The sequence below is a fragment of the Microbacterium oryzae genome (assembly GCF_009735645.1).
Taxonomy (GTDB): domain Bacteria; phylum Actinomycetota; class Actinomycetes; order Actinomycetales; family Microbacteriaceae; genus Microbacterium; species Microbacterium oryzae.
In genome coordinates, this window is record NZ_CP032550.1 from 2,689,703 (window position 1) to 2,704,504 (window position 14,802).

Genomic DNA, 14,802 nt, shown 5'->3' on the forward strand with positions numbered 1-14,802 from the left:
GTAATGTTGTCTCTTGTCGCCGCCAAGCAGCGAGGTTGAGCCGGAAGGTTCCCCGCCCCAGGTCAGCGACAAACACAAAACATAACTCCCCGGTTCGAGGCTTCTGGTCTTGTTCTGGGGGTGGATGGTTGCCCCGGAGGGCCACGGCGGGAGTCGTGGGGCTGGGTGCGTCTGATCCTTGAGAACTCAACAGCGTGCACTTGTCAAATGCCAAATTATCCTCGGCCTGGTCTTTGTGACTGGGTTTGAGAATTCCTTTGGATCAAAACAATGGTTGTCAGTTATGACATCCGTATTTGGTCATGATTGAACTCGCTGTTCGTTTCACCGTTTTCCCGGTGGCGGTCAGCTTCTGTTTTTTACGGAGAGTTTGATCCTGGCTCAGGATGAACGCTGGCGGCGTGCTTAACACATGCAAGTCGAACGATGAAGCCCAGCTTGCTGGGTGGATTAGTGGCGAACGGGTGAGTAACACGTGAGCAACCTGCCCCTGACTCTGGGATAACAGCCGGAAACGGTTGCTAATACCGGATATGCATCATGGCCGCATGGTCTGTGATGGGAAAGATTTTTCGGTTGGGGATGGGCTCGCGGCCTATCAGCTTGTTGGTGAGGTAGTGGCTCACCAAGGCGTCGACGGGTAGCCGGCCTGAGAGGGTGACCGGCCACACTGGGACTGAGACACGGCCCAGACTCCTACGGGAGGCAGCAGTGGGGAATATTGCACAATGGGCGGAAGCCTGATGCAGCAACGCCGCGTGAGGGACGACGGCCTTCGGGTTGTAAACCTCTTTTAGCAGGGAAGAAGCGAAAGTGACGGTACCTGCAGAAAAAGCGCCGGCTAACTACGTGCCAGCAGCCGCGGTAATACGTAGGGCGCAAGCGTTATCCGGAATTATTGGGCGTAAAGAGCTCGTAGGCGGTTTGTCGCGTCTGCTGTGAAAACCCGAGGCTCAACCTCGGGCCTGCAGTGGGTACGGGCAGACTAGAGTGCGGTAGGGGAGATTGGAATTCCTGGTGTAGCGGTGGAATGCGCAGATATCAGGAGGAACACCGATGGCGAAGGCAGATCTCTGGGCCGTTACTGACGCTGAGGAGCGAAAGGGTGGGGAGCAAACAGGCTTAGATACCCTGGTAGTCCACCCCGTAAACGTTGGGAACTAGTTGTGGGGGCCTTTCCACGGTCTCCGTGACGCAGCTAACGCATTAAGTTCCCCGCCTGGGGAGTACGGCCGCAAGGCTAAAACTCAAAGGAATTGACGGGGACCCGCACAAGCGGCGGAGCATGCGGATTAATTCGATGCAACGCGAAGAACCTTACCAAGGCTTGACATACACCGGAAACGGCCAGAGATGGTCGCCCCTTTATGGTCGGTGTACAGGTGGTGCATGGTTGTCGTCAGCTCGTGTCGTGAGATGTTGGGTTAAGTCCCGCAACGAGCGCAACCCTCGTTCTATGTTGCCAGCACGTTATGGTGGGAACTCATGGGATACTGCCGGGGTCAACTCGGAGGAAGGTGGGGATGACGTCAAATCATCATGCCCCTTATGTCTTGGGCTTCACGCATGCTACAATGGCCGGTACAAAGGGCTGCAATACCGTGAGGTGGAGCGAATCCCAAAAAGCCGGTCCCAGTTCGGATTGAGGTCTGCAACTCGACCTCATGAAGTCGGAGTCGCTAGTAATCGCAGATCAGCAACGCTGCGGTGAATACGTTCCCGGGTCTTGTACACACCGCCCGTCAAGTCATGAAAGTCGGTAACACCTGAAGCCGGTGGCCTAACCCCTTGTGGGAGGGAGCTGTCGAAGGTGGGATCGGTAATTAGGACTAAGTCGTAACAAGGTAGCCGTACCGGAAGGTGCGGCTGGATCACCTCCTTTCTAAGGAGCATCTCGAACCTTTTAGGTTCTAGAGGCCAGTTCATCACCGAATGTGTGGTGCTGGTAGCTCATGGGTGGAACATTTGACAAGGCGCCTCAGTCGCGCTGGTGCTCTTAGTACGTCTCGTCTTCGGACGGGGTGGGAACGGGGTGCTGGCTGCGGGTGGGGCGCGTGCACGTTGTTGGGTCCTGAGGGCTCAGGCACCTGTTGGTGGCTGGATCCTTGTGGGCCATCCTGAAGCCGGGTTTTCCGGTGGGTGGGGTGGTGCCGCCCGTACTTTGAGAACTACACAGTGGACGCGAGCATCTTAAAGAAATTCGCATACTCCGGTTTCGGCTGGGGTGTGTGTACTCATGTGATTTCAAGTCTTTAAGAGCAAACGGTGGATGCCTTGGCATCTGGAGCCGAAGAAGGACGTAGCAATCTGCGATAAGCCTTGGGGAGCCGATAAGCGGGCTGTGATCCGAGGGTCTCCGAATGGGGAAACCCCGCCAGGCGGCGTGCTGACCTGGTGACTCCCGCCTGAATATATAGGGCGGGTAGAGGGAACGTGGGGAAGTGAAACATCTCAGTACCCACAGGAAGAGAAAACAATAGTGATTCCGTGAGTAGTGGCGAGCGAAAGCGGAAGAGGCTAAACCGAGTCGTGTGTGATAGCCGGCAGGCGTTGCACGTTCGGGGTTGTGGGACCACTAGGGGACGCTGCCGTGTTCCGCGTGGTACAGGTGCGTATAGACGAACGGTTTTGAATGGCCGGCCAGAGCGGGTGGTAGCCCCGTAGTCGACATGCGTGTTCCTGCCGCGAGTGGTATCCCGAGTAGCACGGGGCCCGTGAAATCCCGTGTGAATCTGCCAGGACCACCTGGTAAGCCTAAATACTCCCAGATGACCGATAGCGGACAAGTACCGTGAGGGAAAGGTGAAAAGTACCCCGGGAGGGGAGTGAAATAGTACCTGAAACCGTTTGCTTACAAACCGTCGGAGCCTCCTTGTTGGGGTGACGGCGTGCCTTTTGAAGAATGAGCCTGCGAGTTAGCGATACGTGGCGAGGTTAACCCGTGTGGGGTAGCCGTAGCGAAAGCGAGTCTGAATAGGGCGATCATCAGTCGCGTGTCCTAGACCCGAAGCGAAGTGATCTATCCATGGCCAGGCTGAAGCGACGGTAAGACGTCGTGGAGGGCCGAACCCACTTAGGTTGAAAACTGAGGGGATGAGCTGTGGATAGGGGTGAAAGGCCAATCAAACTTCGTGATAGCTGGTTCTCTCCGAAATGCATTTAGGTGCAGCGTTGCGTGTTTCTTGCCGGAGGTAGAGCTACTGGATGGCCGATGGGCCCTACAAGGTTACTGACGTCAGCCAAACTCCGAATGCCGGTAAGTGAGAGCGCAGCAGTGAGACGGTGGGGGATAAGCTTCATCGTCGAGAGGGAAACAACCCAGACCACCATCTAAGGTCCCTAAGCGCGTGCTAAGTGGGAAAGGATGTGGAGTTGCTTAGACAACCAGGAGGTTGGCTTAGAAGCAGCCACCCTTGAAAGAGTGCGTAATAGCTCACTGGTCAAGTGATTCCGCGCCGACAATGTAACGGGGCTCAAGCACGCCACCGAAGCTGTGGCATTGACATTAATGGTAGGCCTTCGTGGTCCAGCCGTGTTGATGGGTAGGAGAGCGTCGTGTGCGGGGTGAAGCGGCGGAGTGATCCAGCCGTGGACGGCACACGAGTGAGAATGCAGGCATGAGTAGCGAAAGACGTGTGAGAAACACGTCCTCCGGAAGACCAAGGGTTCCAGGGTCAAGCTAATCTTCCCTGGGTAAGTCGGGACCTAAGGCGAGGCCGACAGGCGTAGTCGATGGACAACGGGTTGATATTCCCGTACCGGCGAAGAACCGCCCCAATCAATCCAGTGGTGCTAAACGCCCAAAGCCGGACATCGTCACCTTCGGGTGGCACCGTCCGGGGGAGCGCGTGACCCCATGCTGGTGCGGTTAGCGTATTAACAGGTGTGACGCAGGAAGGTAGCCCAAGCCAGGCGATGGTTGTCCTGGTCCAAGCATGTAGGCCGAGTCATAGGCAAATCCGTGACTCATTAAGGCTGAGATGTGATGGGGATAAAAAGTGGGTGATCCTATGCTGCCAAGAAAAGCATCGACGCGAGGTTCTAGCCGCCCGTACCCCAAACCGACTCAGGTGGTCAGGTAGAGAATACCAAGGAGATCGAGATAATCGTGGTTAAGGAACTCGGCAAAATGCCCCCGTAACTTCGGGAGAAGGGGGGCCATCCACTTATACGGACTTGCTCCGGAAAGGGTGTGGTGGCCGCAGAGACCAGTGGGTAGCGACTGTTTACTAAAAACACAGGTCCGTGCGAAGTCGCAAGACGATGTATACGGACTGACGCCTGCCCGGTGCTGGAAGGTTAAGAGGACCGGTTAGCCGCAAGGCGAAGCTGAGAATTTAAGCCCCAGTAAACGGCGGTGGTAACTATAACCATCCTAAGGTAGCGAAATTCCTTGTCGGGTAAGTTCCGACCTGCACGAATGGCGTAACGACTTCCCAACTGTCTCAACCACGAACTCGGCGAAATTGCATTACGAGTAAAGATGCTCGTTACGCGCAGCAGGACGGAAAGACCCCGTGACCTTTACTACAGCTTGGTATTGGTGTTCGGTGTGGCTTGTGTAGGATAGGTGGGAGACGTTGAAGCGGTGACGCCAGTTACCGTGGAGTCGTTGTTGAAATACCACTCTGGTCACTCTGGATATCTAACTTCGAACCGTGATCCGGTTCAGGGACAGTGCCTGGTGGGTAGTTTAACTGGGGCGGTTGCCTCCTAAAGAGTAACGGAGGCGCCCAAAGGTTCCCTCAACCTGGTTGGCAATCAGGTGGCGAGTGTAAGTGCACAAGGGAGCTTGACTGTGAGACTGACAGGTCGAGCAGGGACGAAAGTCGGGACTAGTGATCCGGCAGTGGCTTGTGGAAGCGCTGTCGCTCAACGGATAAAAGGTACCTCGGGGATAACAGGCTGATCTTGCCCAAGAGTCCATATCGACGGCATGGTTTGGCACCTCGATGTCGGCTCGTCGCATCCTGGGGCTGGAGTAGGTCCCAAGGGTTGGGCTGTTCGCCCATTAAAGCGGTACGCGAGCTGGGTTTAGAACGTCGTGAGACAGTTCGGTCCCTATCCGCTGCGCGCGTAGGAAGTTTGAGAGGATCTGACCCTAGTACGAGAGGACCGGGTTGGACGAACCTCTGGTGTGCCAGTTGTCCTGCCAAGGGCACCGCTGGTTGGCTACGTTCGGGATGGATAACCGCTGAAAGCATCTAAGCGGGAAGCCGGCCTCAAGATGAGACTTCCATACCCTTCGGGGTGAGAGGCTCCCAGCAGACTACTGGGTTGATAGGCCAGACGTGGAAGCCCAGCAATGGGTGCAGCTGACTGGTACTAATAAGCCGATGACTTGATAACACACTCCTTCTGCGAGTGCTCGCGTCCACTTTGTGGTTCCCGATGTACGGGCACCAAACAGTTTCATAGAGAAGCTAGATGTCAGAAACACATCACCAAGTGTTTCGGCGGTCATAGCGAGAGGGAAACGCCCGGTCACATTCCGAACCCGGAAGCTAAGCCTCTCAGCGCCGATGGTACTGCAAGGGGGACCTTGTGGGAGAGTAGGACACCGCCGGACTTCACGTAACCGAAAGGCCACCCGACGACGGGTGGCCTTTCGTGCATTCCAGGCCCATTCCCCGCCCACCGCGTTCCGGCTCGGTCGCTGCGCTCCCTCGCTCAACGACCGGGACGGGGCGGCTGCTCACCAAAAAGAGAGCGGCGACCATTTCCCGGGGTGCAACAGCTCCGCGTACCTCACGTCGCTGCCGCGTGCGTCGATCGTGGCCACGCACGCGAGGAGTGACTGCGTCGGATAGCCGTGCGGCCGATTGTCCCGGATGATCGCGCGATCGTCTTCCGAGCCCACACGGGCACTGCGTTCGAGCACCTGAAGCCATTCCCGCCACCACTCTCCGCTCGTCCCGCTCGTCGGCGCCGACGCGAACGCGTCGAGCCAGGCGGCGATGCGCGGAGTGCCGCGGTCGTCGACGTCGTCATGCGCGACCATGTGCGTGCCCGGCGCGAGATCCTGCACCTGCAGGCGCCGGCCATCCCACGAGGTGACGGACACAGCTCCACCCCCGACGGTGACGAGATTGAACCCCAGCGTCGACGGCGCCGAGGGCTCGACGCCCTCGACCGCGTCGAGCACGATGCCGCCCCGCGACGTGATCTGCTCTGCTGGGAGGTCCGGCTCGCCCGCGCGATTGAGCAGCACGGCGAGACGATCGCCGCGAGCGGCCAGCCACGCTCCGCCGGCGAGGCGGTCCTGCACGCCGACGACGCCGGGCCGCTCCGACCACCACGGGCCCAGTGGGTTCCACGGGCGGTCGGGGTCCTCGTCGCGCACGGCGAGCAGACGGATGGGCTCGGAAGCGATCTCGGGGACGCGGATGACGACGGTGCACATGACGATCGCCCCCAGCCTATTGCCGCCATCCGAAGCGGGGGCGGCGGTCCGATGCGAGAATCGCTCACGATGAACATCGTCGTGGGAGTCACGGGCGGGATCGCCGCGTACAAGGTCGTGCAGCTCGTGCGACTGCTGGTGAAGGACGGCCACGAGGTGCACGTCGTGCCGACCGCCGATGCGCTGCGGTTCGTCGGACTGCCGACCTGGGAGGCGATCAGCCGCCATCCGGTGACCACCTCCGTGCACGACGACGTCGCGAGCGTGCGGCACGTCGCACTCGGCCAAGCCGCCGACCTCATCGTCGTCGCGCCCGCGACGGCCAATACACTCGCGCGGATGGCCGCGGGTCTCGCCGACGACCTCCTCGGCACGACCCTGCTCGCCACCCGTGCGCCGGTGCTCGCGGCGCCCGCCATGCACACGGAGATGTGGCAGCACCCCGCGACGCAGGCGAACGTCGCGACGCTGCGGGACCGGGGCATCCGCTTCATCGGCCCGGAATCCGGACAGCTGACGGGCGACGACAGCGGGCCGGGGCGGATGGCGGAGCCCGAGCAGATCCATGCGGCGATCGCAGCGGCGCTCCGGCCTCAGGATGCCGCCGGACTGCGCATCGTCGTCTCCGCGGGCGGCACACGGGAGCCGATCGACCCCGTGCGCTACCTCGGCAACCGCTCGAGCGGACGCCAGGGAGCGGCGATCGCACGTGCCGCGGCCGACCGGGGCGCGGAGGTGACGCTCGTCGCAGCGCACGTCGACGACGTCGTGGTCGCCGAGCTCGCCGGTATCGACGTGCGACGCGTGGGGACGGCGGCCGAATTGGGCCAGGTGATGCGCGAGTTCGCGCCGACGGCGGACGTCGTCATCATGGCGGCGGCGGTCGCGGACTACCGCGTGGCCGAGGTTGCGCAGCGGAAGCTGACCAAGGAGGCCGCGAACGGCGTTCCGCCCACCCTCGAGCTCGTCGAGAACGACGACATCCTCGCGACGCTCGCACGCGATCGCCGGGAGGGGCAGACCATCGTCGGGTTCGCGGCGGAGACACCGGAGACGGGAGAGGACCTCGTCGAGCGCGGCGTCCGCAAGCGCCGCCGCAAGGGCGCCGACCTGCTCGTCGTGAATGCGGTCGGCTGGACCCAGGGCTTCGAGAGCGCAGACAACACCGTGACGATCATCGATGCACGCGACTCGGTCGCGGCCTCCGCTTCGGGTACCAAGCGCGAGGTCGCCGACGCCGTGGTCGACGCGGTGCTCGCCGTCCGCGCCTGACGCACGGCCGCAGCGCGACCCTCAGTCGTCGCTCGAGTGCAGGCCCCGGTGTGCGGAGAGCAGGGTGATCTCGGGGTGCTCCTCCGCGAGCATGCGCTCGGCGCGATCGAGCACGTCACGCACGTGCGTCGCGTCGCCGCCGATCACGGAGATGCCGATCTCCGCCCGGCGATGCAGGTCGTGCGCGCCCACCTCCGCCGCGGCCGCCTCGGTGCGTCGAGACAGGTCGGCGATGAGCGGGCGGATGATGCTGCGCTTCTCCTTGAGCGAGCGCACGTCGCCGAGGAGCAGGTCGAACACGACCCAGCCGATCCACATGCCGCCCAGTCTCGCACCGCCGGGCATAGAGTCGCTCCATGGACAGCGGATGGGTTGCTCAGCCGTCGGTCGACGACGCCGCCGTGACGACCGCCACGGGGCGCGGATGGCCGGAGTGGGTCGAGCGCATCGACGCCGGTCCCGGGCCTGACGCCGGCCACACTGCGATCGCCCGATGGCTCGTCGACGACGAGAACGTCGACCCGTGGTGGGCGCAGGCCGTCACCGTCGGCTACGAGCGGATCCGCGGGCTGCGTCTCCCCGGCCAGATGCCCGACGGCACCTTCAGCGTCTCCCGCAGCCGGACCATCCTCGTGCAGGCGGAGACCTTCCGCGCCGCGCTGCTCGATGACGACCTGCGGCGCGACCTGCTCCCCGGCCTGGAGACACGGCTGGTGTCGAAGCCCGAGACGAAGCGGCTGCGCTTCCGCGTGATGTACGACGGGAAGAGCGCGGGCGACGTCGTGTTCGCCGCCGAGGTCGCCGGGGAGACGACGAAGCTCACTGTGACGCACGAGAAGCTCCCCACGATCGACGAGGCGGAGTGGTGGAAGGCGCACTGGGCGTCCTGGCTCGATGGAGTGGGACCCAGCCGCTGAGGCCGGCCGCTAGTGCGCGGCGTGGTACGTCGCGCCGCTCTCGTCCGCCTTCCAGTACCCCTTGATCACCGCGCGCTCGGGGTCGATGCCCCAGCGCCCGGCGACGAGCGCACGGCCAGCCTTCACGACCGCCTGCTCGGCCGCGATGAACGCGAACACGTCGCCCTCCGGGCGGTCCGTCTCCGTCAGCTGGTCGAGACGCGCGATGAGCGCCGCGCTCGGGGCGGCGCCGTCGCGGTGAAGGTACTCGACCGGCACCGGCGCGTCGATCGCCACCTCGTGCGCGGCATCCGCCACCTCGACGAGGATCCGCGCGCTCGCGCCATCCGGAATCGCCGCCGCGAAGCGCCGGATCTGCGGGATGGCGGTCTCATCTCCCGCGAGGAACCAGGCCTCGGGTGCGCCCTCGATCCGGCACGTGCCGCGCGGCCCGCCGACCCCGAGGAGTGAGCCGAGGGGCGCCGTCGCGGCCCAGACGCCGGCGACGCCCGCGTCGCCGTGGACGGCGAACTCGAGGTCGAGCCAGTCCTCGCCCCACTGCAGCGGGGTGAACTCGCGCGACGGCGACTCGCGCAGCTCGGCAACGCTCGCCGGCTCGCCCTCGGGGAAGAAGATGCGGATGTGATCGTCGTCGCCGAGCCCCTCGCCGAAGCCCGCGAGGTCATCGCCCTGCACCCGCACGCGGACGTAGTCCGGCGCGATCCAGTCCCTCGCGACGAGACGCGTGAGGCGGAAGCGGAGCTCGAGACGAGTGCGCTCGAGCGAGAACGTGATGACGGCGGGATTCGACAGGGTCATAGAAGTTAGGTTAGCCTTCCTTCGATCCGGTTAGGTTGCGCTTACCTGAGTGAGACACCTCGGCGCGAGGCGCCGCCGGCATCGTCCCCCACATCGAGACCGCGGAAGACACCGCGCTCTCCCTTCCAGGAGGCACAGCATGCACATCACCCGTCCGATCGCGACGCTCTCGCTCGTCGCGGCATCCGCTCTCGTCCTCGCGGGCTGCTCGTCCGCCGGCGAGGAGGCGGCCGAAGCCGCAGATGCTCCCACCGCATCGGAGGCGGAGACCGTGGAGTTCTCGTGGGACCGCAATATCGCCGGCGAGGACGAGGAGCCGGAGCTCGAGAAGACGACGGTCGAGGTGCCGAAGAATCCGGAGAAGATCGTCGCCTTCGAGATGTCGACGGTCGACACGATCGGTGCTCTCGGCGGCGAGGTCGCCGGTGCCCCGCTCGACTCCGTGCCCGACTACCTCCAGGACGCCCTCGCCGACGACGCCTTCAACGCGGGCACCCTCTTCGAGGCTGACCTCATCGAGATCGAGGCGCAGCAGCCCGACCTCATCGTCATCGGCGGGCGCTCGTCCGGGCTCTACGAGGACCTGAGCGAGATCGCCCCCACCATCGACCTCGGCATCGCCGGCACGTACACCGAGACGCTCGAGCGCAACGTCACGTTCCTCGGCGAGGTGCTCGGCGCCGAGGACGAGGCCGCCAGCGCGCTCGAAGACCTCGAGGCGGGGATCGACGAGGCCAAGGCGGTCACGGCCGAAGCCGGCACCGGCCTCGGCGTCATGGTGTCGGGCGGCGAGCTCAGCGCCCTCGCCCCGTCTGAGCAGGGCGGCGGCAGCGCCAACGTCCGCGGCGGCCTGCTGTACGACGTCTTCGGCGTCGAGCCCGTCGTGGAGGACATCGCCTCCGCCACCCACGGCGAGCCGGTCTCGTTCGAGTTCCTCCTCGAGAAGAACCCCGACACGCTGTGGGTCGTCGACCGCGACGTCGCCACCGGCGAGGCCGAGGCGGGTGCGGCGGCGGAGGTGCTCGACAACGACATCGTCAAGCAGACCGCGGCGGCTCAGAACGACCGCATCGTCTACCTCGACCCGGTCGCCTGGTACATCGTCTACGGCGGCATCGAGACAACGCAGCTGCTCATCGACGACGTGATGCAGATCGCGTCCTGATCGGTTCACTCGATCGACCGTGACCCTCACCGCCTCGGCGCCGACGAGCGCCCCCGCCCCCACCCGCCCTCGGCGGACGTGGGTGGGGGCGCTCATCGGCGCGTGCCTCGTGGCGCTCGTCGGCGTCAGCCTGTTCGTCGGCGTCTCCGACGTGTCGCCGCTGTCGCTCCTCACCGGCGGGCCCGACAGCAGCGCGGCCTACCTGCTCGTCGCGAGCCGCATCCCGCGGACGCTCGCGGCCATCCTCGTGGGCGCCTCGCTCGGCATCGCCGGCCTCATCATGCAGATGCTCGTCCGCAACCGCTTCGTCGAGCCCGGCACGACCGGGGTCAGCGAGTTCGCCACCCTCGGCATGCTCGTCACGATCGTCTTCTGGCCCGGGATGGCCGTGGTCGGGAAGATGGGCGTGGCGGCGGTCTTCGGGCTCGTCGGCACCTGGGTCTTCCTCCGCGTCGTGCGGGCAGTGCCCGTCCGGCAGCTCGTGCTCGTGCCGCTCGTCGGCATCATGCTCGGCGGGGTGGTCGGCGCGGTCACGACCTTCTTCGCGTACCGGCTCGACCTCCTGCAGTCGCTCGGACAGTGGGCGCAGGGCAGCTTCGCCACCGTGATGCAGGGGCGCTACGAGATGCTCTGGGTCGCCGGCGTCATGGTCGTGGTGGCGTGGTTCGCCGCCGACCGGTTCAGCGTCATCGGCATGGGGGAGGAGTTCGCGACGAACCTGGGGCTCGACTACCGCCGCGTGGTCGCCGTCGGGATGGTCATCGTCGCCGTCATCACCGCCGCCGTGCTCGTCACCGCCGGGATGATCCCGTTCCTCGGGCTTGTCGTCCCCAACGTCGTCAGCCTCATCATCGGCGACAACGTGCGCCGGTCCATCCCGTGGGTCGCCGGTCTCGGCGCGGTCTTCGTCGTCGGATGCGACATCGTCGCGCGCGTCGTGCGCTTCCCGTACGAGATCCCGCTGTCGGTCATCGTCGGCATCGTGGGCGCCCTGCTCTTCCTCTGGCTGCTGCTGCGAAGGAGGAGCCGTGCTCACTGAGACCGCACCCGCGCCATCCGCACGCGTCGTCGCTCTCTGGCGACGGCCATCCGCTCGTCTCTCGCTGCTCGTCGCGGCCGTGCTCGCGCTGATCGCGACCTACCTCTTCACCGACGTGCCGGGATCGCTCGCCTTCGCGCTCAAGGTGCGCGGGCTCTCGGTGCTCGCGATGGTCGTCGTCGCGACGGCGGTCGGCGTCTCGACGGTGATCTTCCACACGCTCACGCAGAACCGCATCCTCACGCCGTCGATCATGGGGTTCGACGCGTTCTACGTGCTCATCTCCACGATCGTGGTCTTCTTCTTCGGCTCGGCGTCGTTCCTGCGGATGGACGCGCTCACCCTGTGGGCCGTGCAGCTGGTCGTGATGGTGGCCTTCAGCGTGGTGCTCTTCACCTGGATGTTCGGCGGGAAGCGGCGCTCCATCCATCTCATGCTGCTCGTCGGCATCGTGCTCGGCACGTTCTTCCGGAGCTTCACGGAGTGGATGCAGCGGATGCTCGATCCGCTCGACTTCCAGGTGCTGTCGGACGCGATGTTCGCCTCGCTCACCCGGCCCGACGAGACGCTCCTGCTGCTCACGGCCATCCTCGTCGCGGCCGCCTGCGCCGCGGTCGTGCCCCTGCTGCGGACCCTCGACGTCCTCACCCTCGGCGAACCCGCCGCCGTCGGGCTCGGCGTGAACCACCGACGCGTGGTCATGGCGCTGTTCGGCATCGTGTCGGTCATGGTCGCCGCGTCGACGGCGCTCGTCGGACCCATCCTCTTCTTCGGGCTCATCGTCGCGAACCTCGCATACTCGTACGCCGGCACCTTCCGCCACGCGTGGACGCTGCCGACCGCCGCCCTGCTCGGCGTCGTGTGCCTGCTCGGCGGCCAGCTCGTGCTCGAGCAGATCTTCGCGTTCGGCGGCAGCCTGTCGATGGTCATCGAGTTCGCCGGCGGGCTCTTCTTCCTCTTCCTCGTTCTGCGAAAGGGGGCGCGATGATCGCGCTCGAGAACGCCACCAAGCGCTACGGGCGTCAGACCGTGCTCGACGACGTGTCGATCGCGTTCGGCGACGAGGGCGTGACCGCACTCATCGGGCCGAACGGTGCGGGCAAGTCGACGCTCTTCGGGCTCGTCGGGCGGCTCATCCCACCCGACGCTGGCCGCGTCACGGTCGACGGGACGGAGGTCGCGAAGGCGGCGTCGTCAGACCTCGCCAAGCGCCTCGCGGTGCTGCGGCAGGACAATCACATCTCCGCGAGGCTGACCGTGCACGACCTGGTGGAGTTCGGGCGCTTCCCGCACTCGAAGGGGCGCCACACCGCCGTCGACCGCGAGCACATCGAGCGCGCGATCGACTACCTCGACCTGCAGGCGTACCGCGACCGGTTCCTCGACGAGCTGTCGGGCGGGCAACGCCAGCGCGCGTTCATCGCCATGGTTCTCGCACAGGACACGAAGTACGTGCTGCTGGACGAGCCGCTCAACAACCTCGACCTCAAGCACATGACCGAGATCATGCGGCTGGTGCGGCGGATGGCCGATGAGCTCGGCAAGCGCATCATCGTCGTGCTGCACGACATCAACTTCGCCGCGACGTACTCCGACCGCATCGTCGCGATGCGCCAAGGCCGAGTCGTCGCGGATGCTCCCGCGGCGGAGATCATGCGCCCGGACGTGCTCGAGGCCGTGTACGACACCGCGGTCGATGTGCGGCAGATCGACGGCAAGCCCGTCGCGCTCTACTACGGGTAGCGCGGCCGGGGCTCGGTGGTGCGGAACTCTCGCATACGGCGGCCATTCGGTGAGTTCGGCACCACTGAATCGAGGGGCGGAGCCTTCGGTGGTGCGGTTCTCGCGTATACGGGCCCCTAAGCGTGAGTTCGGCACCACCGGATCGAGGGCGCGCGCGCTCGGTGGTGCGGTTCTCGCGTAGAGCGCGGCCTATCGGCGAGCTCGGCACCACCGAACCGAGCGTGCACCGAACGCTCGACCCGCCGCCGCTACAGCTCGATGCCGTGCCCCTCGTCGTTCACGCCCTGATTGTCACCGCGACGCGACTCGAGCGACAGGAACAGGATCAGGCCGACCACGAGGCCGAGGATGAGCCCGAGCCACACGTTGCCGAGGATGAGCCCCACGACCACCGCCAGCACGAGGACGCCGATGGCCACGAGAACCGTGCGGGAGCGAGTCATGGCTCCATCATGCCCCGCGGTTCAACGGTTGCGGTGGTCCTCCATGTGCAGGCGCGGTGCGCGACGCGGCTCGCTTACCCCCGACGCGAGCAGCAGCCGGATGACGCGGTGCCGGTGGCCGCGCCACGGCTCGAGCAGCTCCAGCATGCCGTCGTCGTCGGTGCGGGTGCCCGTCAGCGCATAGCCGACCTGATGCGCGAGGTGGAAGTCGCCCACGCTCACGGCATCGGGGTCGCCGAGCGCGCGGATCCTCGTCTCCGAGGCCGTCCAGACGCCGATCCCGCGGATGGCCGTGAGCGCGCGATCCCGGCCCTCGCCATCCGAGGCGGCCAGGGTGGCGCGCACGAGCGACGGCCCACGGCGCGCAGCCTCGACGATCGTGCGCGACTGCGGCGGCTCGAGGCCCGCGCGATGCCATGCCCAGGAGGGGATGAGCCGCCACCCATCGATGGTCGGCGGGGCGAACATCGGGCGCGGCGTCGGCCCGGGCACGCGCTCGCCGAACCAGGTCACGAGGCTGCGCCACGCACCGAACGCCTGCTGCAGCGTCACCTTCTGCTCGGTGATCGCCTGCGCGAGCGCGTCGAAGAGCAGGTCGCTGCGCCCCAGCCGCACGCCCGGATAGCGGCGGTGCGCGTCTTCGACGAGCGGATGGCCGGACGGGTCGAAGCCGTCGTCATCGTCGAGCGCTCCGCAGAGCGCGGGCACCTGGCCGATCGCCCACGCGCGGCCCGGACCCCACGCGGCTGCTCGCACCGCGCCATCCGGCATCTGGCGCAGCGCCGTGCAGGCGACGCCCTCCGGCGTGCGGGTCGCGCGCCAGATCATCCCGTCGGCGAAGGCCTGAGCCGGGTCGCCCGGCCCGCGCTGGAACACGGCCACCGTGGCGAAGAGGTTCAGCGGCCGCCGCGGTCGGTACACCGTCTCCAGGCGTGGTCCGGCATCCGGCCTCGGGTCGCGCTCACGGGTCGCGAAGCGCGACTCGAGCGCGGCCGGGGGGATCATGCCGCCAGGCTACGCCG

11 protein-coding genes and 3 rRNA genes are annotated in these 14,802 nt (G+C 65.3%); 9 read left to right on the forward strand and 5 right to left on the reverse strand.

Annotated elements, in window-relative coordinates:
• Nucleotides 1-358 precede the first annotated feature (358 nt).
• From D7D94_RS12480 to rrf, 3 genes are all read left to right on the forward strand, one after another.
• Nucleotides 359-1,882, forward strand: a 16S ribosomal RNA gene (locus tag D7D94_RS12480).
• Between the two features lie 360 nt (nt 1,883-2,242).
• Nucleotides 2,243-5,349: ribosomal RNA gene (locus tag D7D94_RS12485) — 23S ribosomal RNA — on the forward strand.
• Nucleotides 5,350-5,452: 103 nt separating this feature from the next.
• Nucleotides 5,453-5,569 (forward strand): 5S ribosomal RNA (gene rrf, locus D7D94_RS12490).
• The 16S, 23S and 5S rRNA genes sit together here, the layout of an rRNA operon.
• Nucleotides 5,570-5,695: 126 nt before the next feature.
• Here the strand turns inward: rrf and D7D94_RS12495 are convergent.
• Nucleotides 5,696-6,403: an NRDE family protein gene (locus D7D94_RS12495; protein WP_156242928.1), complete on the reverse strand. Its 708-nt coding sequence runs from the start codon at nt 6,401-6,403 to the stop codon at nt 5,696-5,698.
• 69 nt (nt 6,404-6,472) lie between these two features.
• Here D7D94_RS12495 and coaBC point away from each other — a divergent pair, with 69 nt between their 5' ends.
• Nucleotides 6,473-7,675 (forward strand): bifunctional phosphopantothenoylcysteine decarboxylase/phosphopantothenate--cysteine ligase CoaBC, encoded by a 1,203-nt coding sequence (gene coaBC, locus D7D94_RS12500; RefSeq protein ID WP_156242929.1) that lies wholly within the window; start codon nt 6,473-6,475, stop codon nt 7,673-7,675.
• Nucleotides 7,676-7,696: 21 nt separating this feature from the next.
• Here coaBC and D7D94_RS12505 read toward each other — a convergent pair whose 3' ends face one another.
• Nucleotides 7,697-7,993 carry a DUF503 domain-containing protein gene (locus D7D94_RS12505; RefSeq protein WP_156242930.1) on the reverse strand — a complete coding sequence of 99 codons (297 nt, stop codon included), beginning with the start codon at nt 7,991-7,993 and terminating at the stop codon, nt 7,697-7,699.
• A gap of 38 nt (nt 7,994-8,031) precedes the next feature.
• Here D7D94_RS12505 and D7D94_RS12510 point away from each other — a divergent pair, with 38 nt between their 5' ends.
• Entirely contained in the window at nt 8,032-8,592 is a 561-nt protein-coding gene (locus D7D94_RS12510) for a hypothetical protein (RefSeq protein ID WP_156242931.1), read from the forward strand.
• Between the two features lie 9 nt (nt 8,593-8,601).
• Here D7D94_RS12510 and D7D94_RS12515 read toward each other — a convergent pair whose 3' ends face one another.
• A complete protein-coding gene (locus D7D94_RS12515) occupies nt 8,602-9,390 on the reverse strand; it encodes a siderophore-interacting protein (RefSeq protein WP_156242932.1) in 789 nt (262 codons plus the stop codon).
• 139 nt (nt 9,391-9,529) lie between these two features.
• Between D7D94_RS12515 and D7D94_RS12520 the strand changes: the two genes are divergently transcribed.
• From D7D94_RS12520 to D7D94_RS12535, 4 genes are read left to right on the forward strand one after another with little or no spacing between them, the layout of a single operon-like run.
• The gene (locus D7D94_RS12520; protein WP_156242933.1) at nt 9,530-10,555 is read left to right on the forward strand and encodes a siderophore ABC transporter substrate-binding protein; all 1,026 of its coding nucleotides are present in this window, start codon (nt 9,530-9,532) and stop codon (nt 10,553-10,555) included.
• Nucleotides 10,556-10,574: 19 nt separating this feature from the next.
• Entirely contained in the window at nt 10,575-11,594 is a 1,020-nt protein-coding gene (locus tag D7D94_RS12525) for an ABC transporter permease (RefSeq protein ID WP_156242934.1), read from the forward strand.
• Entirely contained in the window at nt 11,584-12,582 is a 999-nt protein-coding gene (locus tag D7D94_RS12530) for an iron chelate uptake ABC transporter family permease subunit (RefSeq protein WP_156242935.1), read from the forward strand. Before D7D94_RS12525 ends, D7D94_RS12530 begins: the two co-directional genes overlap by 11 nt.
• Nucleotides 12,579-13,337, forward strand: a complete 759-nt coding sequence (locus tag D7D94_RS12535; RefSeq protein WP_156242936.1) for an iron ABC transporter ATP-binding protein — start codon at nt 12,579-12,581, stop codon at nt 13,335-13,337. Before D7D94_RS12530 ends, D7D94_RS12535 begins: the two co-directional genes overlap by 4 nt.
• A 248-nt stretch (nt 13,338-13,585) precedes the next feature.
• Here D7D94_RS12535 and D7D94_RS12540 read toward each other — a convergent pair whose 3' ends face one another.
• Nucleotides 13,586-13,780 (reverse strand): hypothetical protein, encoded by a 195-nt coding sequence (locus D7D94_RS12540; protein ID WP_156242937.1) that lies wholly within the window; start codon nt 13,778-13,780, stop codon nt 13,586-13,588.
• Between the two features lie 21 nt (nt 13,781-13,801).
• Nucleotides 13,802-14,785: a DNA-3-methyladenine glycosylase family protein gene (locus D7D94_RS12545; RefSeq protein ID WP_156242938.1), complete on the reverse strand. Its 984-nt coding sequence runs from the start codon at nt 14,783-14,785 to the stop codon at nt 13,802-13,804.
• Nucleotides 14,786-14,802 lie beyond the last annotated feature (17 nt).